Consider the following 23787-nt stretch of genomic DNA (forward strand, 5'->3'; position numbering starts at 1 on the left):
TAGGATGAAATGAGAGGTAAATTTATAGTCATAATACTACTTCTAACAGTTATGCTAGGAGGTTGTACTGAGAAGCCTTTGCCTTTTAAAGCAGGGCTCAGTATTGTTACAGAGGATGAAACAATAAAATGGGGACTTCCCAATCAACTTTTGCAGCAGGGGGCAGGAAATTCGTATCGGATTTTGAAGGATGAAGGACAGGGGACGAATATACTGGAACTAGCGGCAGGGAGTAATGGTTCTATGGAATATTTCGTAGAGGTTGAGGCAAATGATGCAGCTGTTGCTCATATGCGCTTGGAGTTTTTATCTACGCAAGGTGGGGGAAGGATTAGACTGGCGGCCCTTGATCAAAAAGGAAATATTCTTGGAGAAAAGGGGTCTGTTTTTACAGGGAAGATTCCTACAGAAACGAAACAAAGTAAGTGGCAGGATATTCGTTACAATACTAATTATCAAGGTGGCTGGTTAGAGGAAACCTATTCTTTTTCCGATATCTTAAAAAGCCTAAACACAGGAGATTTGGCAGGTGTGGCAAAGTATCGACTAAGTGTAGAGGTGAGTGAAGGGCAACACGCTCTGATAACCCAGTTTAGTGCAGATATAGATAGTACGAAAGCAGTACGAGTCATACCAAAGATGGTGGAATACACAGCTAATTTGGGAGATGTATTTCCGATCGAGATGGATATTGAGAACATAACGCAAAATCTCATTCCTTCTGTGGAAGCAATGCTGCAGGAACCTTTTGGTTATGGTGTGATTGCCATCAGTCCTGAGGTGCAAGTTGTGGAGCAATTAGCACCAGGAGAAAAGAGGCATCTTAGTTTTCAGGTTAGGGCACAAAGGCCGGATGCAGTAAACTTAAATCAAGCTTGGCCTATACAGTTTAGTATAAATGGTAAAAATGTACAGACGAAGGTTGGCGTTGCTGTAAGAGATACAAGACCGGGTAAAGTATTTTATGTAATGACGGAAGACCTAGAGCCTATTGATGGGGCTGGCTATGCAAAAGCTTGGGGAAATTCTGATAGTTGGCTGGAGCCAGAGGAATTTCGCGGCCAAATGGTAAATAAAGCGGAAGCTATCGATAAAATCGCCGAAAGGTATGGCGCAAAGTGGACCCATTACATTGCTTGGCCTGCTGTTAAGGCGGCAGAATGGGCGGCAGGTCAATCCAAGACAGGGGAGTGGCCTAAGGTAGTAGCAGATATTAAAGCTTCCGTACTACGAGAAACTCAAAAAGGGCATGAATATGGGATTCATTTTCATACGGATTATGACCCCTATTTACCTGGTAATGTATTATCTTATAACGAGTCAGTTGATGGCTTGTGGGCTAATCATTTGAAACACGGCTGGGCTCATTCTATCACTACAGAAGGTGACTTTAGTGATTATAACAGCCGGACAGGCATGTTATACGAATATCAACGTATTTTAGATCAAATTGCAGCGAGTTCCTCCCAAGGGCAACTCCTCACAGCGAGAGCTGGTTCCTTCGATTTTGGTAATGGTAGTGCAGATGAAGCGATGAGTACCAATGCATTTAAAAAGGCAGGGCTGTGGGGCTCAAGTGATGCTGATGGTAATGCAGGTGGCTTGACAAGTGGTGATTATGGACAAGAAATTTACTTTGCTGCCCCTGATGATATTAACACTCCAGGCAAGGATATTCGGGCACTAGGAATTGTAGAGTTTCGCCCCACACCAAGGCAATCGATTGCCTACGATAGCCAAAGTGCTGCAGTAATGAATCAAAAAACTGACCAAGGTATGAAGTACTTTACTAATAGCAGTGGGAACGTAAAGCCTGGTATTCATAGTATAGTAGGATTTACTCACGCCATGTTTATGATGGGGCAAGGGGATTGGAAAAGCCTAGAAGGTGGGCAATTCCAAGCATTAGATGAACATTTATCCTATGTAAAAAATCAATATGCTTCCTCAGGGTTACTCGCTTTTGGGACTGCCAGTGAATTGGTGGAGGCTTATCTAGATTACTATACACCAGAATTACTAGCTATTTATGGTCCAAGGCAGTCAGATAAATATGGGGTTGCCGAGTATGCAATCCACGTTTTGGGGCATGATATCCCTACGGATGGAAATCATATCCATAATGTAGGAGTGAAGTATCCTTTATATCTACGTGATAGTGCTTATCGTATCAGTGTGTTAAAAAATGGACAGCCAATCTATAGTACTTGGGGGTTGCCAACACCATATAATGATATTTTCTTTGTAGTAGATGATAAATCGGCCGTATATACTTTGAAAATCTATCATAATGAGCTAGTATATAAGCTAATATCAAAGTTTCATGTCATAAAAGAAAAAATATTCAAAAAAAAATAGATTAAATCCTATTTTTCCCAGTAAATAGGAGGATATTTTTCCTATTGTGCGAATAGACATATAACATAGAGCATAAAACGAGTAAAAAGGAATGAGGAGAGGCGAAGGATGTCTAATATCACACATACAGTATTAGTTGTTGATGACCAGCCAGGAATTAGAAGATTGTTGATGGAAGTTTTAACTGAAGAAGGATATGTAGTACATACTGCTGCAAATGGTTATGAAGGCTTACAAAAAGTCAAAGAGGTTAACCCGGCTTTGATTTTAATGGACATGAAAATGCCAGGTATGGACGGAATTGAAACACTCCGTGAGCTCAAACGATTAAACCAAGCTAATAAAGTGATTATGATGACAGCATATGGCGAATTGGAACTGGTGAACACTGCCAAAGAATTAGGTGCTTACGCATATATTACAAAACCTTTTGATATTATTGATTTATGTTCTATGATTAGTACGTTAATATTTGGTAGTGGTAAGGAATGCGAATTAAAGATCGGCTAATTGAAATAGTTTCTACACCCAAAGTAAAGTCTTTGGGTGTTTTATTTAGAAAAGACGGTAAGAGGGTTTTTAAAATAGAGGCAGGAATTTTTTATTGTTTGGCGAAATCAATAGCGAGAGGAGGGGATGTATATGATTATTAACACTGTTTCAACACTAGCTTTATATTGTCCGCGTTGTGGCAAATTGCACATGCATGATATTTCAAGATTTGATCTGAAAAACACGACTGGCAGAAAGCTTCTATGTAGTTGTGGTCAATTACAAGCCTCCATTACTAGTGTTGGCGAACGTCAGTGTTTATTGGACATCCCTTGTGTTTTATGCCAAACTAACCATGTTGTTTGTCTTGACAGCAATCGCTTTTGGCGTGCTTCTATGGATAAAATATATTGTGTGCAGGAAAATTTTGAGCTTGGGTTTATGGGATCGCGGCAATTTATTGCAGAGACGATTAATAAAAATAAAATAGAGTTTGAAAAGATGTCTCTTGGTATGGATATTGATGAGTATGATGACTACATTGAAAATCCGCAAGTTATGTTTGAAACCTTAAATAAGATACATGATATTGCTGAAAAAGGAAAAGTTTATTGCCGTTGCGGTAGCAGCGCGATTGGCGCCGAAGTGCTGCCTGAAGGTATTGAACTAGAATGTGCCCAGTGTGGTGGCCATCTTCTCATTCCAGCCCAAAGTGAGAAAGATTTGGCCTGTGTCGAAGCATTAGATTCTATTGAAATTATTTCGCCGCGTCGTTCGCGGCGTAAACATTAGAATATAGTGTCAATCAGGTTATAAAAAATTTACACAAGAAGCAGAATAAAGAAATGAGGTGTAGTAAAATTGAAGTTCTTCCTTGATACAGCAAACTTTAATGAAATTAAGGACGCTGCGGCCTTAGGAGTTGTAGCTGGAGTTACGACAAATCCTTCTTTAATTGCAAAAGAAAAAAGAAATATAAAAGAAGTTATAAAAGAAATTTGTGGGCTAGTTGATGGCCCTGTTAGTGCAGAAGTCATTAGTACTGTTTTTGAAGATATGTTGCCAGAAGCACGGGAATTAGCAGCTATTGCAGAGAATGTAGTTGTTAAGGTTCCGTTAAATATGGAGGGACTTAAGACAGTAAAGGCCCTAAAAAGTGAAGGGATTAAAACGAATGTTACATTAATCTTTTCTGCGAATCAAGCCCTTATGGCCGCTCGCGCTGGAGCTTCTTATGTTAGTCCTTTTGTTGGCCGGCTAGATGATATCGGTCAGGATGGAATTGAATTAGTAAAAACCATAGCTGATATTTTTGCTATTCATGATATTGAAACAGAGATTATTGCTGCAAGCGTGCGCCATCCGATTCATGTTACCCAATCTGCATTGGCTGGGTCACACATTGCTACTGTACCTTATAAAGTGCTTATTAGTTTACTTCAGCATCCTTTGACAGATGCAGGGATAAAAAGATTTCTAGAAGACTGGAAAAACGCAAATTTATAGTTCAAAGATAGTGAGTTTAAAATGGGTTCCAAGTAAGGATAAGTGAGACTTGGCATAAGCCGGGTCTTCTTTATTGCTTTTTAATAGAAAATATAATTGTTGTTTAAAAGGAGATGTTGCTAAATGGATCGTGAACTCGCACTTGAATTTGTCCGTGTAACAGAAGCCGCGGCGATTGCCTCAGGACGTTGGATGGGTAAAGGGGAAAAAAACTTAGCCGATCAGGCGGCTGTTGACGCAATGCGCGCAGCTTTTGATTGTGTTAATATTAATGGTAAAGTTGTTATTGGCGAAGGGGAAATGGATGAGGCCCCCATGTTATATATAGGGGAAGCTGTTGGCGGTGGTGGCCTTGATGTAGACATCGCAGTTGATCCTCTAGAAGGAACGAACTTAATTGCCAAAGGTTTGCCTGGTGCTATTGCAGTTCTTGCGATTGCATCCCGTGGTGGTCTTTTGCATGCCCCGGATATGTATATGGATAAAATTGCCGTCGGGCCTAAGTGTGCCGGTAAAGTAAGCATTAAGGCATCGGTTACGGAAAACTTAAAGGCAGTAGCGACTGCTTTAGAACGTAAAATAGAAGATTTGACAGTCGTTATTCTAGATCGTCCTCGTCACGCTGACATTATTGCAGAAGCACGTAGTGCTGGCGCGCGAATCAAGCTAATTACAGATGGTGATGTATCTCCCGCTGTTAACGTTTGTATTGAAGGCACAGGCGTTCATATGATGATTGGTATGGGTGGTGCACCAGAAGGCGTTATCGCAGCTGCTGCGGTTAAATGCTTAGGTGGCGATATGCAAGGTATTTTGCGCCCTGAAAATGAACAAGAGATTGCTCGGGCTAAAACGATGGGTATTATGGATATTAATAAAGTATTGACGATTGATGATTTGGTAAAAGGCGAGGATGTGTTTTTCGCTGCAACCGCTATTACCCAAGGTGATTTATTGAACGGTGTGCGCTATTTTGGTGGCGGTGCACGGACCCATTCTATTGTTATGCGTTACAAAACTGGTACTGTACGTTTTGTAGATGCCATTCATAAATTTGATCGTAAACCTTTTTCCATTAAACGCGCGTAGAAATAGGTTTCTTGCTAGGTGTACTATTATTTATCCGATGACTAAACCGCTCTAAAACTCCCATCTTCTATTGGGAGCTAAGGCGGCTAAGTCCCTGGATAAGAAGGGCTAAGATTCAGATGGAGTTAAAACTCTATTTGAATCAAGTCTTCTTTATAAAAAAGGACTTGGCATTGGCCAAGTCTCTCTTTGTTTTTAAAATCGTAAATGATAGCACGTTTTAATTTTAAGTATTAATGTACTATTGATTTGTAAAAATTTAGCTGAAAGTTGCCAAAATGGTAAGCTAAATTGCTATGTTATTGAAAATAGTATGCATAAATACTATAGTTGGTGCTTATGATATATTATGTGAATATAACATAGAAAGTTTCTATGTTATATTCATGTTTTTTTCACAAAAAAGTGGAGGTAATGATGTGAATTTGATTTGGATACAAAAACGATCGAGATTTTTATATATGTTGGCAGCTTTTGTTTGTGTGGGATCTCTTCTTTTTTTTGCGGGTAAGACCCCTAAGAATCAACCAATAGAACCAAAGGTAGAGGCAGTTCAATCGGAGGAAAAAGCCAATATAGCAGCTCAGCCAGAAAACGTTCCTAAAAATAAAATCCACACTGTTAAAGAAGGTGAGACCTTGGGTGTGATTGCCGAGCTGTATAATATTGATGTTGATACTTTGCAGGGAGCAAATGAAAATTTGAGTACCGATATTCATCCAGGAGATCAATTGATAATTTTACCGCAAAAAGGTGTACTCTATCGCGCAGACATGGGAGATACCCTATGGAGGATTGCAAATACGTTTCAAGTAGATGTAGCTGCTATTATGGCGGCTAACAATAAGAAGGATGAAGAGTTAGCAATTGGCGAAAATCTGTTCATTCCTGGCGGTAAAAAAATTAAAGAGCCAGAACGGTTACTGGCAAGAGCCGAGTCACCAGCCTCACGTGGCGGTGTAAATAATCGTTTTATTTGGCCGACAGTAGGAGACGTAAGTTCTGGTTTTGGCTACCGATGGGGGAGGCATCATGACGGTATTGATCTTGCTAATGATATTGGAACAACTGTTCGTGCTGCCCGCTCGGGACGTGTAACCTATAGCGGTTGGTCGAGTGGGTATGGTCGATTGGTTACTATAGAGCACGATCAAGGATATACGACTTACTATGGGCATCTTAATGAATCTCTTGTAGAGAGTGGAGAGTACGTAAAAGCAGGTCAAAGTATTGCGTACATGGGGAACACAGGGGACTCTACAGGGCCGCATCTTCACTTTGAGGTGAGAAAAAACGGTACACCGATTAACCCATATAATGTATTACCATAAAATAAAAAAGACATTTTAGAATTGTATTATGTTGACGATTCTATCTATAAATAATGCTAAAAAAGCTAAGGGCAATGTGGAATCACATTGCCCTTAGCTTTTTTGCGGAATCAGATAGTATACATTTTTGATATTAATAGTATGTAGCACTTTGTGGGAAAACGTATGAAACACGAGGTCGCAGATGCAAAGAAAGCAAGGGATTTATATATTTCATGTCCTTCACATTCTTCATGCCTTCGTGGTTCAAAAAGGACGCGTAGCGTTTTTCTTATGCCTTAATTATTTCAACTGTTCTTTTAGTTCTTTTATTTTTAGATCCTTTATTAATATAGTTTTTTCATATTCTTTTTTTATGTCACTAAGGTTTTTATTCAGTTGATTGATAAAGGACGCCATTTCATCAGAGCTGCCCGCGATACGATTAAATAATAAAAGATTAGAAGCTAGTATTTGTGGGATTTCTTTGTGAGAATATCGCAATTGATGGTCGATTTCTCCATAGCCTTCTTCAAAGATTGTTCGTACTTGAATTTCTGCAATTACTTTTTGGTTAGTAGGGAAAAATTCTATCAAGTAGTGAACAGAACGATAGCCGGATTTTCTTGAATTGATTTTAATCTTTAAATCTTCAAAACGCTGAGTGTCATCGCCTTCTCGAACATTTGCGGTAATTTCCATAACCTTCCAAGTTGTTGTAATGAAATTGTGGATATCATCCCAATCTTCTTTGAAAATATGAATCGCCCTAATTCCAATTAAATCAGTTATTTCTTCTTTGTAATTTTCAACTGTAAACTGAAAATCTTTGCCATATGATTCTTTTCTAGATGGTGTTTTGCGAATGATTTTCTCGATAAGTCGTTCTGACTCTTTGACTCTAGATTTTACAAAATGTATTTTAGGGTGTGTTCTTAGTGTACTAGCGATAAATTCAGCCTGGGTTTGGTACACATATTTATAGTTATTAAAATCAAGAAAAATATCTGTTATCGTTTCCCAATTTATTTCACTCTTGATAATATCATCTTCAGAAATATGATGAATTGTTAGAAAAGATTCTTTTATAAGGCTCATATAATATTCCCCTCTGCATGAATAAGCAATATAGATAATGTAATTATAACGAAGAATTCTATAATTAACAATTAATCTTCTCAAGATGTTTAATAATATATACGTGAATTGACCCTAGGCTTGAAATAGAATATTTTATCGCCTTTTTGAGAAATGCTAATAGAATGAGAAGCCATCAAGTTAACAAAATATACTATTTGGGGGATTCTATGAATCTAGATTTAAACCTTTTACTGCCGTATCTTATTTTTGCCTTTCAGGGACTCACAGCTCCTCTTGGCAGTGTTATGATCATAGAGATTGCTAGGAAGTATTCTGTAGATACTTCAACGATTGGTTATGTTTTTGCTCTTGGCATTATAGGTGGCGGCATAGCAGCCTTAGCAAGCGGTTTTTTGCTAGAGGTAATTGGAAAACGCAGACTCATTTTTGTAGGAATTTTATGTGGCGGATTGGCTGCTCTCTCAATTACGGTTTCTAATCATTTAACGATGTTTGGGATTGGTGTATTTCTTACAGGGTTGAGCAATTGGCTCTTGACGGCTGTTGGTAACGAGATCGTAATTGAAAATTACCAAGGAAACAAACGCTCCTCAAAACTTAACTTACTAAATTTCTTTTATAGTGCAGGTGCGTTAGTAACTCCCGCTATGGCTGGTTCTATGTTAGCGAGGGGCATTCAGTGGGAAATGATTTTTTTGACGCCCTTTACGTTACTAGGAGCATTGGCTCTATTTGCTTACTTTTTAAAATCTAACCTGCCTAAAGTTCCTGCAAATTCATTGGAAGAACTTGCGCAATCTAACTCTAGTGAAAGTTGGAGCTCAAGTATGTATCGGACTAGCATCGCTTTGGGAGTTTATTGTATGTTGGAACTTAGTTATACCTATTGGATTGTTTTACATCTTCGGGAGAACTTGTCAGTAGATGTTGTGGAGGCAAGTTTGGTGCTGACTATTTTTTATATATGCCAGGCGATAGGTAGAGTTATAACAGGGATTGTAATAAACTACATATCTCTTTACCGCTATATCATTTCCTGCGCTTTTATTGGTCTTGCTGCTGCCAGTTTCATTATTATTAGCAAGAGCTACGTAGTGATACTTTGCCTAACAATCTTGTTAGGGTTAGCAGTCGCTGGTTTGTATCCATCAATCCTCTCCTATGGAACCTTACAAGCTACGCATTCACCTCGTGCTGTGACTTTCTTTTTGACATCTGGTCTTGCTGGTTCCGTTGTGGGAATGTTGGTAACCAGTTTTCTAAAACAACAAGTTGGCTCTTGGGCATGTATTGTTGTCACGGCTGTATCGGCGGCATTGGTTATCCTATTGATAGGAAGTACTATAGAAAAGGGGGAGGGGTAACCTAGCCGTTACTAATTGTATAAATACCACTCACATCGGCAATAATAGACTCATTGTAGTTGTATATAAAGAGGTAATCATGGCTTATGTGATTGGCTGTTTAATGGCTGGTTTGAGTTTCTTATTAAATAAAGTGTTAATACAGTATATTGGCATTAAGGCTGTCATTAGTTATAGCCCTTTGGTAGAAGAAATGACAAAGACACTTTGTTCTTACTATTTAGCGGCTGATATTTTAGTTACCCATGTTGTTTTTGGTATTTTGGAAGCTGCTTATGATTGGTATTGTGACCAGTTGGGGCGGGGGGGATATGCAGCTTTATTTAGTATAGTAGGTCACACCGTTTTTGGAGCATCTACACTTCTAATTTTACATATGAGTGGCAGCGTGGTCTTAGCAATTCTTGTAGCCAGCTGCATACATTTAGTTTGGAATGTAACAATGATTCGGTTATCTTCCTAACTAGTTATAACTATAAGTTTTTACGTATTATTTTGGAGGCGAAAATGGATCATGAAAATATATTATAGTTGTGAACATTGTGGTGATGCTATTGATACAATAGAGGTAGATGAAGTAGATGAAGTTAAGTTCGGTTTTGATTGCTTGACTGCTGAAGAACGCCAAGATATAATAAAAGTTGATTTAATGAAGAATACTATGTATGTTCATTCTTTATGTGATAAGTGTATAGAGTCCATGGGATTTTTTGAGGAAGGGCTGCCTCAAAAGCAGCAAAAAGAGCTTTTACATTAAGAAATCTTCGATCTTCACAGCTTATGATGCAGGCAAAGAGTAGTCGTACTTGCTTGCAAAAAAAAGGTGGATTACATTTCTATTGTTTGCAGTATAATACAGTAAGGTACCAGGGCTTTAGCAACAGCTAAAGCCCCTTTTTACCTGTCGCTCTTGTGAAGGATTAAGAGAGCTGCATGGTATGGTTGTGGTGTGTTAAATACCACATGTTCAGTGACTAGTTTTTTAAAATATCATGATATAGTAGTATGAAAGTTTTCTGATTGTAGGATGAGGTGCTATGAATAATTTATTTGAAATTATGAAAAATGACCCAGGGATAAAGCGGGTATTTGCCGCTTATCAAATGACTGCTAGCCAAAGCCAAATTTATGGCGTAACAGGTGCGCAAAAAAGCGCATTGTTGGCTGCGGCCTATCAATTAAGTCCAAGGCCTACTGTGATTATTACTGGCAATCAGGAGTCGGTGGAACAATTGCGTGCTGATTTTGCCACATTACTTCCTGGTACCCTTGTTCTTGAATTGCCTGCTTTGGATATTATTACCTTTACTGCCGCTGCTAAAGGGGTAGAGTTAGCAGCCCGTCGTATGGATGTTTTAGGACGCATGATACGGGGGGAAAATCTGATTGTTTTAGCAACGGCTGAGGCAACAATCCAAAAAGTGTTACCACGAGAACATTTTGAGAATAATCGTATTACAATAACCAGTGGTACAGAAATTATCCGTGAGGAATTATTAGAATCTCTGGTTCGATTTGGTTATGAGCGAGTGGAACAAGTAGACGGGCTTGGTCAATTTAGTGCCAGAGGCGGAATTATAGATATATTCCCTATCAGCAGTAAAGTGCCAATTCGTTTGGAGTTATTCGGCGATGAAGTAGATTCTCTGCGTGAATTTGATGCTGGGACACAAAGATCTATGCATCCTGTAGTGCAAGCTGACATTTTGCCTCTTTCAGAAGTAGAGCAAACAGGAACGCCTACTGTGTTCTTATCCTATTTGCCTTCTAGTGCCACTGTAGTATTTGATGAAGCTGCTCGCGTTCGGGAGCAGATGAGTAAGTTGGTTAAGGAAAATCCTGAACTGAAGAAAAGTACTTTTACTTGGTCAGATATAGTAGGCGCTGCGAAATATTATAATGTAATGTACTTATCTTTAATGTTACAAAAGATTCCTTATACCCAACCTGATGAAATTGTTAGTATTACGGCTAAAAGTATTGTGCCATTTCAACGTCAGATGGATATGTTACTCGCCGAATTAAAAAGTTGGCAGGAGCATAAATCATATACTATTATTTTCATGTCAAATAGTGAGAAAGCCCTATCACTTCAGCATAGTTTGGCAGAGGACGGTATTCATGCTGTTTTTTCTGAAACAATTCCTGCCCTAGTGGAAGGCTCTGTATTAGTGACCGTGGGTTTATTAACGGCAGGTTTTGAGCTGCCACAGGCTCATATGGCTGTTATTACAGAAAAAGATATTATGGGCAGGCAAAAGAAAAAGCCTCGCCCAAGAGTGGGTAAAGGGCAGCAAATTGCCTACTTCCGTGATATTAAGATTGGCGACTATGTTGTACATGTCAATCATGGTATTGGAAAGTATGTAGGAGTAGAGACCCTTGTTGTTGGTAACGTTCATAAAGATTACTTACACATCCGCTATGCTGGAGAAGACAAACTTTACGTTCCGACAGATCAAGTAAATCTATTACAAAAGTACATTGGTTCAGAAGGGGATGCACCTCGTTTAAACAAAATGGGGGGTAGCGAATGGCTAAAAGCCAAGGGAAAAGCAGAAAAGGCCGTGGCGGACATGGCAAAAGAATTGCTAGAGATCTATGCCAAACGGGAGATTGTATCTGGCTACGCTTTTGAGGCGGATACTCCTTGGCAAAAAGAATTTGAAGATGCTTTCCCTTTTGAAGAAACGCCAGATCAATTAAGTGCTATTACTGAAATAAAAGCAGATATGCAGCAGGCGAAGCCCATGGATCGACTATTATGTGGGGATGTGGGTTTTGGTAAAACGGAGGTTGCTGTTCGCGCAGCTTTTAAAGCGGTTATGGGTGGTAAGCAAGTGGCGATTTTGGTACCCACCACAGTGTTGGCTCAGCAGCATTATCAGACGATAAGTGCTCGGTTTGCCGGTTTTGGGCCAGTTGTAGATGTGATTAGTCGTTTTCGTAGTGCAAAAGAGCAACGTGCAACGATTGAGGCCTTAAGGAACGGCCAAGTAGACGTATTAATTGGGACACACCGTATTTTGCAATCGGATGTGAAATTTAAAGATATTGGTCTGCTCATTGTAGATGAAGAACAGCGTTTTGGGGTGAAGCAAAAAGAAAAGTTAAAACAGTGGAGTGCAGGCATTGACGTACTTACCTTAAGCGCTACACCAATCCCACGAACTCTACATATGTCATTAGTAGGGGCGAGGGATATGAGTATTATTGAAACTCCTCCCGAAGAACGTTTCCCCGTACAAAGTTATGTAGTGGAATATAACGAAGAAGTTATGCGTGATGCAATTAAACGGGAACTAAAAAGAGGTGGTCAGGTATATTTTGTCTATAACAGAGTGCAAACCATTGATAAAATGCATCGTAGGTTGTCAGAAATGCTGCCTGATGCCAAAATTAGGGTAGCCCATGGGCAAATGCCAGAAGAAATATTAGAACAAGCTATGCTTGATTTTTATGAGGGTAATGATGATGTATTGCTGTGCACTAGTATCATTGAAAATGGCCTTGATGTACCAAATGCCAATACCATTATTGTTTATGATGCAGATCGATTTGGCTTATCACAACTTTATCAGATGCGGGGAAGAGTCGGACGTTCTCATCGTATGGCTTTTGCCTATTTTACCTATCGACAAGATAAAGTTTTGACAGAAGTAGCTGAAAAACGTTTGCAAGCAATTAAGGAGTTTGCAGAATTAGGTGCGGGTTTTAAAATTGCCATGCGTGATTTAGAAATTAGAGGTGCTGGAAATCTCTTGGGAGCCCAGCAGCATGGACATATTGTTAGTGTAGGTTTTGAAATGTATTGTCGTTTATTGGATGAAGCTGTTCAACAGCTAAAAACTGGACAAAAATTCGAGGCACCGATTGAACCAGTGCTAGAATTTAATATAGATGCTTATATAAGTGGCGACTATATTAGCGATGCTATGCATAAAATTGAAATATACCAACGTATTGCTGCCAGCAGGAATGAACAACATATTTCGGATCTTGTTGATGAATTGGTAGATCGATTTGGTGAGCCACCCACCTGTGTGGTTAATTTATTGGAAGTTGTTAGAATTAAAAATTTAGCGAGAACAATTGGTATTCGGTCGATTATTCAGCAAAGTAATTATATTGAAGTCACATTTATTGACCGGCCTCATGTAGAACCGACTCAAATTATGGCTCTAAAAGATGCGTTTCCCAATCGGGTAATGATGTATCCTGAAGGGATTCGTCTAAAGACGGCTCAAATTAAGAGTGAGACATTACTTGGCTGGTTGGTGAAAGTACTTAAAACATTAGTTCCTTGAAAAAAAGATATAAAATTCCGAATGACCATCCCCTAGTGATCTTCTATGTCCGAAGGCTCTGGCCGTTTAATTGAAGTTTTTTTAACACAAGGTGTGTGAATAAAAATGTCAAGTTGGATATATACTATCTCTGAAATCAGTTGACAAAAACTGTAGAAAAGGGGGGAAACTGGTGAAAGCGACTGGAATTGTAAGAAGAATTGATGATTTAGGTAGAGTAGTAATACCAAAAGAAATTAGGCGAACACTTAGAATACGTGAAGGTGATCCACTGGAAATATATGTTGATCGAGAAGGGGAAGTTATTCTTAAGAAATACTCTCCAGTAAGTGAACTAGGTGATTTCGCAAAGGAATATGCTGATTCATTGTATGAGGCAGTAGGTCATATTGTCTTAATAGCAGACAGAGATACTATAGTCGCTGTCGCAGGCTCGTCGAAGAAAGAGTTCTTGAATAAGCCATTGGGTTCTGTATTGGAAAAAGTAATGGAAGATCGTAAGGCAATAGTATTAAACAATCTTACTGACGGCAAAGGTTGTAAAGGTTGTATTATTGATGCAGGTGATGATGATGAAGTATGTAAATTTACGTCAGAAGTCATTGCCCCGATTATTGTTGAAGGTACGTCCATTGGTGCAGTCGTTCTTTGTTCCAAACAGCAGGGAGTGCAGATGAGTGAAATGGAAGTCAAGTTAGCAGAAACTGCTGCAGGATTCCTTGCAAAACAAATGGCAACATAAATCACTTTTGCATTAGTCATAAGTAGCGGACACCAGTTCGCTACTTTTTGTATTTTTTCTTTAGAAAAAAAGTATGAGCTATTTTTTGCACTTTATTATAATATAATATGCACCTTCAGAATAAGTATAGTATGATACGAATGGCAATGCTGGAGGGAAGAAAATAGGTGAGTAAAGATACTTTTTTAAAAGGGGCATTCATTTTAACTGTTGCCGGTGTTATTGTTAAATTAATTGGATCGGTAAACCGTATTTTACTGTCTCGCCTATTAGGGGGAGAGGGTATTGGATTATATCAAATGGCTTATCCCATTTATCTTTTGGCATTAAGTGTTTCATCTGCTGGTATCCCTGTAGCGATTTCGATCATTGTGGCAGAGAAGGTAGCATTATCTGATTTCCGTGGGGCAAATCGCGTATTTCGTATTTCGTTAGGTTTACTAATTCTGACAGGGGTTACTTTTACTTTTTTATTATATTTTGGTGCGGGGTGGCTAATTGAGCATCAATTTATAAGAGATTCTCGGGCGTATTATGCGATAGCCGCATTAGCTCCAGCAATATTCTTTGTTACTGTCTTATCTAGCTATCGGGGTTATTTTCAAGGTTTGCAGATGATGACACCCACTGCCGTATCTCAAATATTTGAGCAGCTGCTTCGGGTAATAATCATGATTGCTCTCGCCTTTTATTTATTGCCACTTGGCCTTGAGTATGCGGCGGCAGGCGCTAGTTTTGGAGCAGCTCCTGGAGCTGTAGCTGGACTAATAGTACTAATGTATTATTACTGGAACCACCGGATAGAATTACAGACGAAGATGGTTGCTGAGCCGATTATCAAACAAGAAGCAAGTAGTAAGGTTATATCTCGCATTATAAAACTTGCCTTACCTGTATCATTAGCCAATATTATGCTTCCTGTAGTGTCGAGTATTGATTTGTTAATCGTACCCGCAAGGCTTGAGGTTGCCGGCTATTCCATTGAACAGGCTACCGAGTTATTTGGTTATTTAACAGGTATGGCAATTGCACTAATTAATGTGCCTACAATTTTAACCGGATCTTTGTCGTCTAGCTTAGTACCTGCCATTTCCGAGGCATTTACACTTAAGGATCACCACAGAATCTATCAAAGTACGGCCATGGCAATGAGGATTGCTAATTTAATTACAATACCGAGTTTTATTGGCATGTATCTTTTGGCGACACCCATATCTTTAATGCTTTATGGTACACCAAATGCAGGTGTCTCTATTGCCATATTATCAGGTGGTGTTGTACTACTAGGGATTCACCAAGTGACTACAGGAGTTTTACAAGGACTCGGGCATACAGCCATTCCTCTTATTAATATGGTAGTTGCTGCTATTGTAAAGATCATGTTAAGCTGGACGTTAACAGCGATGCCGTCTTTAGGGATTGAAGGTGCTGCGTGGGCGACAAATGTAGATTTTACCTTGGGGGCTCTTTTGAATGTATATTTTGTGTATCATTATGTAGGCTTTAGCATTGACGCTAAAGATACGGTAAAAGCAGCGATTGCTGCGGTTGTGATGGGGGCGATTGTACTACTGACTTATGATTGCGTTATGCTTAAAACCTTTGCTAATACAACAGCGACGCTGGTTTCTATCACTGTAGGTGGTAGCATGTATGGTGTTATTCTCTTACTACTAGGAGGAATACAGCAGCGGGATATTGAAAATTTACCTAAATTTGGTTTACAATTAGCTGCTTTTTTAAGTAAAATAGGTGTACTACGGAAATAATCTATTTTTTATTTTACAATATGAATATGAGGCGATAACATGGGAGAAATTACAATTGTGGGTTTAGGACCCGGTTCATTTGGTCTTATTACAATCGAGACCCTTGAAAAGCTAAAAACTGCGGAAACGTTACTTTTGCGTACCGCAAAACATCCAACAGTTGCAGAAATTGTGAAGCGTGGTATACCATTTACTAGTTATGATTCTATTTATGAAGAAAAAGAGTCTTTTGAAGAGATTTATATGGCCATTGCCCATGAATGTATAAAGCAGGCAGTAATGGGGAAAAAAGTAGTATATGCGGTGCCAGGCAGTCCTCTTGTGGCGGAAAAAACCGTTGTGCTAATTCGAAGTTTAGCGGCAGAGAAAAATGTACCTATCACCATATTGCCAGGTATGAGCTTCTTAGAAGTCTTATATACACGTTTGGCCATAGATCCCATTGAAGGTGTCACGGTACTTGATGCTGCCGATTTGGCAGCTATACCGCCCGAATTAACAACAGCTTTGGTGGTAACACAGGTTTATAATGCTTATGTTGCTTCCGAAGCGAAATTGGTCTTAATGGAAAACTATCCTGATGATTTTGAAGTGGTTGTTGTGAAGAATTTAGGCTTACCTGATGAACAGCTATTAACAGTACCTTTATTTGAATTGGATAGGGTGCCTGGTATTGATCACCTTACAAGTGTGTATGTGCCCCAGCGTCCGGCAGTAAGTCAGTCTTTTTCTTTAGAGCCGATTCTTAGTGTTATGGCAAAACTTCGTTCGAAAGAGGGGTGTGTCTGGGATATTGAACAAACACACCCCAGCCTCAGACGGTATATGGTGGAGGAAGTGTACGAAGTGTTAGAAGCCATCGATTTAGAAAATGGTGATGACTTATGTGAAGAGCTTGGCGATTTATTACTGCAAATTGTGTTTCATGCACGCATAGCGGAAGAATCCAAGATCTTTTCAATGCAGGATGTAATTGATACAGTTACAGAGAAAATGGTGCGCCGTCATCCCCACGTATTTGGTGATATTAAAGTACGGGATGCGGGCGAGGTAGTTCTTAATTGGGACGCAATTAAAAAGCAGGAGCATGGTCATGATAGACCTTCTGTGCTTGATGGTATACCAAAGGAACTCCCTAGTCTCATGAGGGCATATAAGTTGCAGGCAAAAGCGTCTAAAGTAGGTTTTGATTGGGATTGTATTGAGCCAATATGGGACAAGATATATGAAGAGCTGACGGAGCTAAAGGAGGCCTGTGCAGAGGGACAAGCTGCTGACATAGAAGCTGAACTAGGAGATGTATTATTTTCTGTGGTGAATTTAGCTAGGTTTTTGAAAATTGATGGAGAAGTGGCATTAAATACTACAAATAACAAATTTCGTCGGCGGTTTATGTACATTGAGAACAAAGTGAAGGAAAAAGGTCATAATTGGGAAAAAATGTCACTTGAGGAGCTTGATTTACTCTGGAAAGAGGCAAAAAAGCACAAAATTTAAAGAAATTCGTGTTTTTTTCGTATTTTTTTAGAAAATAGACAGGAATAAAAAGAATGATAGCGAATAAGCTATTCGTAACGATTTTCATAAGGAGGCTATTTTTGTGAATAAAACTGAGTTAATTGCAAGTGTTGCAGAAAAAGCGGGTTTGACTAAAAAGGATGCTGAAAAAGCGATCAATGCTTTATTTGTTAGTGTTGAGGAAGCTTTAGCACAACAAGATAAGGTCCAAATCATTGGCTTTGGAACTTTTGAAGTGAAAACACGTGAAGAAAGAAAAGGTCGCAACCCACAAACTGGTGCTGAAATTACTATTCCAGCATCTAAGAACCCAGTTTTCAAGGCTGGTAAAGGCTTGAAAGACATCGTAAATCAATAAAATTTTATAAATAAAAACCAGGTTATTATAACCTGGTTTTTATTTTAAGGGTGGTGAAGTGTAAAGATGAGCAATGTATTAATTGTTGATGATGAGCCGACGATTGCAGAGTTAATCGAGTTTAACTTACATAAAGCAGGTTATCAAGTTTTAAAGGCTGATAATGGTCATACAGCACTCCAATTGGTTCGGAGCGATAAACCGGACTTAATTATCTTGGATTTAATGATTCCAGGTATCGATGGTATGGAAGTATGCCGCAAACTTAAGGGACAACAGCACACAGCAAGTATTCCTATTATTATGTTGACGGCCAAAAATGAAGAAGTGGATAAGATTGTCGGTTTAGAACTAGGCGCTGATGATTATATGACAAAGCCCTTTAGTCCACGAGAACTAGTTGCCCGAGTTAAAGCAGTATTACGCCGCAGCCACAAGGAAAGTGTACATGATGGTGAATTGGCGGTTGGTAAATTACGCTTGAACTTTGCCAGTTATTCAGCTTATCTAGATAATGAAAAATTAGAGTTGACTCCCAAAGAGTATGAACTACTAAAGCTATTTATTACTAATGTAGGCAAGGCTTATACCCGTGAACAATTACTGGAGAAAGTATGGGGCTATGAATACTTTGGTGACACGCGAACTGTAGATGTACATGTGAGACATTTAAGAGCAAAACTGGCAACTCAGCCGGAAGTAGCGGAGGCAATAGAAACGGTTCGAGGCGTAGGTTATCGTTTCAGTGAAATTTAACAAAAACGTAATAATAAATTAATAATATATCACCGTACTTTGTGGTATATTTCTTATAGCAATAGGAAAGCCCAAAGAATACAGGAGGACGTATTATGGATTATAAAATTCATGTAAATAAGCTTAAATTATACTATGGAGATGCACTGGCCTTAAAGAAAATATCTCTTGGCGTGGAGAAAAACAGTGTATTAGCCTTAATTGGGCCTTCTGGTTGTGGTAAATCGACTTTTATTAAAACGCTAAACCGTATGAATGATTTAGTTACAAATGTTAAAATAGAAGGCGAAGTCCTATTAGATGGAGTTAATATTTATCATCCGGATACAGATGTAGTATTATTGCGAAAAAGAGTGGGGATGGTTTTTCAGAGACCCAATCCATTTCCAATGTCGATTTATGATAATATTGCTTATGGCCCCCGAATTCATGGTATGAAAAATAAAGCCCAAATTGATGAGATTGTAGAGAAAAGCTTACAAGGAGCGGCACTGTGGGAAGAAGTCAAGGATCGCCTTCATAGTTCAGCTATGGGTATATCAGGCGGACAACAACAACGTCTATGTATTGCTAGGTTACTAGCAATTGAGCCTGAGGTGCTATTAATGGATGAGCCTTGTTCTGCTCTTGACCCTATATCCACCATGAAAATTGAGGAATTGGTGTCTGACTTAAAGCAAAAGTATACAATCGTGATGGTTACTCACAATATGCAGCAGGCTGCTAGGGTGTCTGATTATACTGCATTCTTTTTAAATGGCGAGTTGGTGGAATATGACAAAACAGATGTTATATTTACTAGACCTCAAGATAAGCGGACAGAAGATTATATTACGGGCCGATTTGGTTAATAAAGGAGGTTAAAGGATGACTAGTACCAGACAAAGTTATAATCATGATCTCGAAGAGCTACGAAATGAGATCTTAGAAATGGGAAATCGTGTTGAACTGGCTATTGGGCAAGCTGTAGCCTCTTTGACAACACAAGATGTAGAGATGGCTAAGCGAGTTATGGCTGGGGATGACTATATTGATAATATGGAAAGTGATATTGAAGATAAGTGTATGGTCTTGATAGCAAGACAGCAGCCCTTGGCAAGAGATCTAAGAATTATAGGTACAGGGCTCAAGATTACAACAGATTTGGAACGGGTCGGAGATCACGCCTTTGATATAGCTAAAATTGCCCTAAGTATTGCTGGACAGCCACTTATTAAGCCTTTGGTAGATATCCCGCGAATGTCAGCCATGGCACAAAAGATGCTAAAGGATTCTTTGGTAGCTTATATCAACCTTGATATTGCCCTGGCAGAACGAGTATGTGCTGCAGATGATGAGGTAGACGATATCTACCATCAAACATTCCGTGAATTGTTAACGTATATGATGGAAGATCCCCGTAATATAAAACAAGCCACCCAACTACTGTTTGTAGCACGTTATTTAGAACGTGTTGCGGATCATGCTACAAATATTGGAGAATGGGTTATTTATTTAGAAACAGGACAGCGGATGCGTAAAAAATAAACTGCCAAGTACGGCAGTTTATTTTTTTGAAGTTTTATTTTATAACCTTAGAGCCGCTTCAGCAGCTAGAGGAGATCGTTCACATTCATCATGCTGCAAGGTTACTTGAAAACATAATTTAGAGCCTCGCATTTTTTCACTGGCAAATACCAGTCCGTTAGATTGGCTATCTAAGTATGGGTGGTCAATTTGAGCAGGATCACCAAGTAAGATAATCTTAGTCCCCAGCCCTGGCCTAGTAATAACTCCTTTGGCTTGGCGAGGTGTGGAATTTTGCATTTCGTCTAAGATTACCCAATATTTTTGTAAAGATCGTCCTCGTTGAAAGGCTAAGGCTTCTGTTTGGATAACATGTCTATCAAATAAAAGTTGAACTGTATCTTCTGCTTGGGCCAACTCTTTTGCATCATCGATGGAACTTCCGTTCATCAGGGTAAACAAATTGTCCCGAATACCTCGCATAAAGGGACTTACTTTGTCAGCTTCTGACCCAGGAAGATAACCAATGTCTTCGTCCATAGGTACATTGGGCCTACAAATTAGGATATGATTATAATCCCTTGGACGGCAGTCGAAATGCTGGTATAAACCTACGGCTAATGCATAAAAGGTTTTGGCGGTTCCAGCGGGGCCTTTAATAATGACTAAGGGAGCTTCGGAGGCACTCATCATCAGACATTCTTGCATAAAGATTTGTCCGATGTTGCGGGGGACAACCCCAAAAGGATTGTGTTTATGATAGCGCAAATGAACGAGTTTTTCACCATTAAAACGACCTAAAGCAGTATGGCGATCATTATCGGTAGACCGAATTAAGAAAAATTGGTTTGTTTCTAAAGGAGCCGCTATTAATGAGTGAGTTGCTTCGTTATAAGCAAATAAAGATGCAGGGTCAATCGAGTTTGAATCACTCTGGTGAAAGGCATTCATAACTTCAGAGGATGTATAGATAGTACCACGTCCTGTATACTGTTCCTCGATACTAGCTACCTTTTCGTTGCGGAAGTCCTCGGCTTGAATATTGAGGATGGCAGCTTTTACCCGCATATTGGTATCCCGGCTGACTAATACAGTAAAGTGATCGGCTTCTGCTAACCCTTTACACACTTGTAAGATACGGTTATCAGGCTTAGAACGGGGCCAATTGGCAGGGATTTTGGTATCAAGATGATTCGTTTCAATTTGGAGCCTTCCGCCGTGCTCATTTAGAGCAACTCCTTCTAATAAATTTCCTGTAGTCCGTAGAGTATCAATAATTCTGCTGACTTCACGACTGTTAGCACCTCGTTCGTTGCTTTCAGACTTAAAACGATCTAGTTCCTCAAGGACCACTTCGGGAATGATTACAGTGTGCTCATTGAAAGTGAATATTGCGTTTGGTGAATGTAGGAGAACATTAGTATCAATAACGTAACATTTCTTCAATGTAATCCTCCTCTGATTAAGAATTACTTCTTATGTTTTATTATATGCAAAAGTAAGACTGTTGAGTTACTATGTAGTAAGATTTTTAATGGAAATTTAAGCGAAATACTGCGTATAGACTTAACAATTTGTTAACAATATCATAACAAAGAGAAACATGGGATGGGTTACAATTTATATAGGTATATAGCCTTTTTCAAAGACAATGAATGTAAGGTTTGGCCTAGTCAAATCTATAGAAATAGGAGGGATTAAAAATGCAGCTCGTGGACAAAGAACATAAAATGAAATTACTATATGATTATTATATGAAATATGTATTTATTGCTAGTGCTGGTTTTATGACGTTAATTATCGTAACAATCATTATCTTTGTAGGTGGTCAAGGATTGTTGACCTTTAGCGAGGTAAGCCCTCTTGATTTTTTCCTTTCAGCAAAATGGGATCCTATGGGAAGTCAGTTTGGCGCGTTAAGTTTTATTACAGGTTCTCTAACCGTTACAGCCTTAGCAATTTTATTAGGGGCACCCTTGGGGTTGGCTGGTGCTGTATTTATGGCGAAGATAGCCCCCCCTTGGTTAAGTAAGATTATGAGGCCTGCTACTGATTTATATGTAGCAATACCCTCTGTGGTATATGGTTTTGTTGGCCTGACAATTATTGTTCCCTTTATTCGAACTTATTTTCATGTCAATATGGGTTTTGGCTTATTGGCGGCTGCTATTATTTTGGCGATTATGATTTTACCAACGATCGTTAGCATTTCAGAAGATGCATTGCGTTTTGTTCCTAAAAGCTTGGAAGAGGCTTCCTTAGCACTAGGGGCAACCAGATGGCAGACCATTTGGAATGTATTATTGCCCGCGGCTTTACCTGGTATCTTAACATCGATTATCTTGGCAATGGCAAGAGCGGTAGGAGAAACCATGGCAGTGCAAATGGTGATTGGCAATACGCCACAATTGGCGACCTCTCTATTTATGCCTACTTCTACATTGCCTAGTGAAATTGTCGTAGAAATGGGTAATACACCCTTTGGTTCTGCTTGGGGAAATTCTTTGTTTTTAATGGCATTCGTTCTTTTAGTGTTGTCTTTGCTGATGATTCTTATCATTCGGCGTATTGCTAGAAAGAGGGTGGTTTAAATGTCCGCAAAGATAGTAGATAAAGTTGCGACGATGGCAATGTGGTTTGCAGGTATTGTAATTTTAGGCATTTTAGCTGCCTTTTTATTATTTATTTTATATAAGGGAGTACCAGTATTGTCCTGGGACTTTATTTTTGGTCGATCTAGTGATATTGAGGCGGGTGGCGGCGTTGGTGGCCAGCTTTTTAATTCCTTTTATATTCTAATTTTATCTTTGTTAGTTTCTATACCCCTGGCTATTGGTGCAGGTGTTTATTTGGCAGAATATGCAGGGAACAATCGTCTAACGGATATTATTCGTTTAAGTACGGAGAGTTTAGCTACCGTTCCTTCCATTGTTCTGGGGTTATTTGGTATGATTGTATTTGTGAATTTTTTAGGTATGGGTTTTAGTATTATCGGTGGAGCCTTGACTCTTACCTTGCTGAATTTACCTGTATTGGTGAGGGTCACGGAAGAAGCAGTACGGACCGTTCCTGTGCATTACCGAGAAGCGAGTCTAGCTCTTGGAGCTACCAAGTGGCAAACAATTTGGCGAGTTGTATTACCAAATGCTTTGCCGGGTATTATAACGGGTATCACGCTGACCGCAGGTAGAGCTTTAGGAGAAACGGCGATTTTAATCTTTACAGCTGGTACAACGGTTGGTCGGCAAATGGTCAATTTTGATGTGACAGCAGCAGGAGAAACTTTAGCTGTACATCTTTGGTATGTTATGGCGGTAGGGCTTGTACCTGACAGAGTTGATATAGCCAACGGCGCTGGAGCCTTACTGATTATTACCATTTTAATGCTGAATTTATTGTTCACCATACCTAGTAAAGTTCTTCAGAAAAAGTTAGGTGTTGGTAATCATTGATTGGTAATTGACAACGGACATTTATTATATGGAAAAAGAGATTGTTTCCGCAATGGGAACAATCTCTTTTTTTACGGAGTCAGAAAATATAACCACTTTCTTGATTCCAAGTAAGAACGACTAAGGCTTCTACCTGCGTCCGAGGACTTGGCCTAAGCC

21 protein-coding genes are annotated in these 23787 nt (G+C 39.2%); 19 read left to right on the plus strand and 2 right to left on the minus strand.

The genetic code is table 11. The features are described 5' to 3' along the window. Positions 1–9: 9 nt before the first annotated feature. The 6 genes from QSJ81_RS09360 to QSJ81_RS09385 all read left to right on the plus strand — a co-directional run bounded on the left by QSJ81_RS09360 (position 10) and on the right by QSJ81_RS09385 (position 6776). Entirely contained in the window at positions 10–2358 is a 2349-nt protein-coding gene (locus QSJ81_RS09360) for a hypothetical protein (protein ID WP_285717149.1), read from the plus strand. Between the two features lie 108 nt (positions 2359–2466). Continuing rightward, positions 2467–2868 carry a response regulator gene (locus QSJ81_RS09365; RefSeq protein ID WP_285717150.1) on the plus strand — a complete coding sequence of 134 codons (402 nt, stop codon included), beginning with the start codon at positions 2467–2469 and terminating at the stop codon, positions 2866–2868. 132 nt (positions 2869–3000) lie between these two features. After that, positions 3001–3642: a hypothetical protein gene (locus tag QSJ81_RS09370; protein ID WP_285717151.1), complete on the plus strand. Its 642-nt coding sequence runs from the start codon at positions 3001–3003 to the stop codon at positions 3640–3642. A gap of 69 nt (positions 3643–3711) precedes the next feature. Next, positions 3712–4356 (plus strand): fructose-6-phosphate aldolase, encoded by a 645-nt coding sequence (fsa, locus tag QSJ81_RS09375; protein WP_285717152.1) that lies wholly within the window; start codon positions 3712–3714, stop codon positions 4354–4356. A gap of 123 nt (positions 4357–4479) precedes the next feature. Beyond that, positions 4480–5445 carry a class II fructose-bisphosphatase gene (glpX, locus tag QSJ81_RS09380; protein ID WP_285717153.1) on the plus strand — a complete coding sequence of 322 codons (966 nt, stop codon included), beginning with the start codon at positions 4480–4482 and terminating at the stop codon, positions 5443–5445. Positions 5446–5864: 419 nt separating this feature from the next. Beyond that, the gene (locus QSJ81_RS09385; RefSeq protein WP_285717154.1) at positions 5865–6776 is read left to right on the plus strand and encodes a peptidoglycan DD-metalloendopeptidase family protein; all 912 of its coding nucleotides are present in this window, start codon (positions 5865–5867) and stop codon (positions 6774–6776) included. Between the two features lie 282 nt (positions 6777–7058). Here the strand turns inward: QSJ81_RS09385 and QSJ81_RS09390 are convergent, their stop codons facing one another. Then, complete coding sequence (locus QSJ81_RS09390; RefSeq protein ID WP_285717155.1) at positions 7059–7853, minus strand: RelA/SpoT domain-containing protein; 795 nt, start codon at positions 7851–7853, stop codon at positions 7059–7061. A 209-nt stretch (positions 7854–8062) separates the two neighbouring features. On the opposite strand from QSJ81_RS09390, the gene QSJ81_RS09395 reads away from it, so the two are divergent. The 11 genes from QSJ81_RS09395 to phoU all read left to right on the plus strand — a co-directional run bounded on the left by QSJ81_RS09395 (position 8063) and on the right by phoU (position 20197). Further along, on the plus strand, positions 8063–9220 hold the full coding sequence (locus QSJ81_RS09395; protein ID WP_285717156.1) for an MFS transporter: 1158 nt from the start codon (positions 8063–8065) through the stop codon (positions 9218–9220). Between the two features lie 79 nt (positions 9221–9299). Next, entirely contained in the window at positions 9300–9683 is a 384-nt protein-coding gene (locus tag QSJ81_RS09400; RefSeq protein ID WP_285717157.1) for a hypothetical protein, read from the plus strand. Positions 9684–9734: 51 nt separating this feature from the next. Then, positions 9735–9977 (plus strand): anti-sigma-F factor Fin, encoded by a 243-nt coding sequence (locus QSJ81_RS09405; protein WP_285717158.1) that lies wholly within the window; start codon positions 9735–9737, stop codon positions 9975–9977. 280 nt (positions 9978–10257) lie between these two features. Next, positions 10258–13527, plus strand: a complete 3270-nt coding sequence (mfd, locus tag QSJ81_RS09410) for a transcription-repair coupling factor (protein ID WP_285717159.1) — start codon at positions 10258–10260, stop codon at positions 13525–13527. A 172-nt stretch (positions 13528–13699) separates the two neighbouring features. Beyond that, on the plus strand, positions 13700–14269 hold the full coding sequence (gene spoVT / locus QSJ81_RS09415) for a stage V sporulation protein T (protein ID WP_038667470.1): 570 nt from the start codon (positions 13700–13702) through the stop codon (positions 14267–14269). A 167-nt stretch (positions 14270–14436) separates the two neighbouring features. Then, entirely contained in the window at positions 14437–16038 is a 1602-nt protein-coding gene (locus QSJ81_RS09420) for a putative polysaccharide biosynthesis protein (RefSeq protein WP_285717160.1), read from the plus strand. 39 nt (positions 16039–16077) lie between these two features. After that, positions 16078–17535, plus strand: coding sequence for a bifunctional methyltransferase/pyrophosphohydrolase YabN (yabN, locus tag QSJ81_RS09425; protein ID WP_285717161.1), 1458 nt, complete (start codon positions 16078–16080; stop codon positions 17533–17535). Positions 17536–17638: 103 nt separating this feature from the next. Beyond that, positions 17639–17914, plus strand: a complete 276-nt coding sequence (hbs, locus tag QSJ81_RS09430; RefSeq protein WP_038667480.1) for a non-specific DNA-binding protein Hbs — start codon at positions 17639–17641, stop codon at positions 17912–17914. Positions 17915–17980: 66 nt separating this feature from the next. Then, positions 17981–18670, plus strand: a complete 690-nt coding sequence (locus tag QSJ81_RS09435; RefSeq protein WP_285717162.1) for a response regulator — start codon at positions 17981–17983, stop codon at positions 18668–18670. 95 nt (positions 18671–18765) lie between these two features. Next, the gene (gene pstB, locus QSJ81_RS09440; protein ID WP_285717163.1) at positions 18766–19521 is read left to right on the plus strand and encodes a phosphate ABC transporter ATP-binding protein PstB; all 756 of its coding nucleotides are present in this window, start codon (positions 18766–18768) and stop codon (positions 19519–19521) included. A 16-nt stretch (positions 19522–19537) separates the two neighbouring features. Next, positions 19538–20197 (plus strand): phosphate signaling complex protein PhoU, encoded by a 660-nt coding sequence (gene phoU, locus QSJ81_RS09445; RefSeq protein WP_038667489.1) that lies wholly within the window; start codon positions 19538–19540, stop codon positions 20195–20197. 39 nt (positions 20198–20236) lie between these two features. On the opposite strand, the gene QSJ81_RS09450 is transcribed toward phoU, so the two are convergent. Continuing rightward, complete coding sequence (locus QSJ81_RS09450; protein ID WP_285717164.1) at positions 20237–21622, minus strand: PhoH family protein; 1386 nt, start codon at positions 21620–21622, stop codon at positions 20237–20239. 257 nt (positions 21623–21879) lie between these two features. Between QSJ81_RS09450 and pstC the strand changes: the two genes are divergently transcribed. Together pstC and pstA are read left to right on the plus strand one after the other, a co-directional pair. Then, positions 21880–22767, plus strand: a complete 888-nt coding sequence (pstC, locus tag QSJ81_RS09455) for a phosphate ABC transporter permease subunit PstC (RefSeq protein ID WP_285717165.1) — start codon at positions 21880–21882, stop codon at positions 22765–22767. Then, entirely contained in the window at positions 22768–23628 is an 861-nt protein-coding gene (gene pstA, locus QSJ81_RS09460; protein WP_285717166.1) for a phosphate ABC transporter permease PstA, read from the plus strand. Positions 23629–23787: the final 159 nt, after the last annotated feature.

This window comes from Pelosinus sp. IPA-1, from assembly GCF_030269905.1.
GTDB lineage: Bacteria > Bacillota > Negativicutes > DSM-13327 > DSM-13327 > Pelosinus.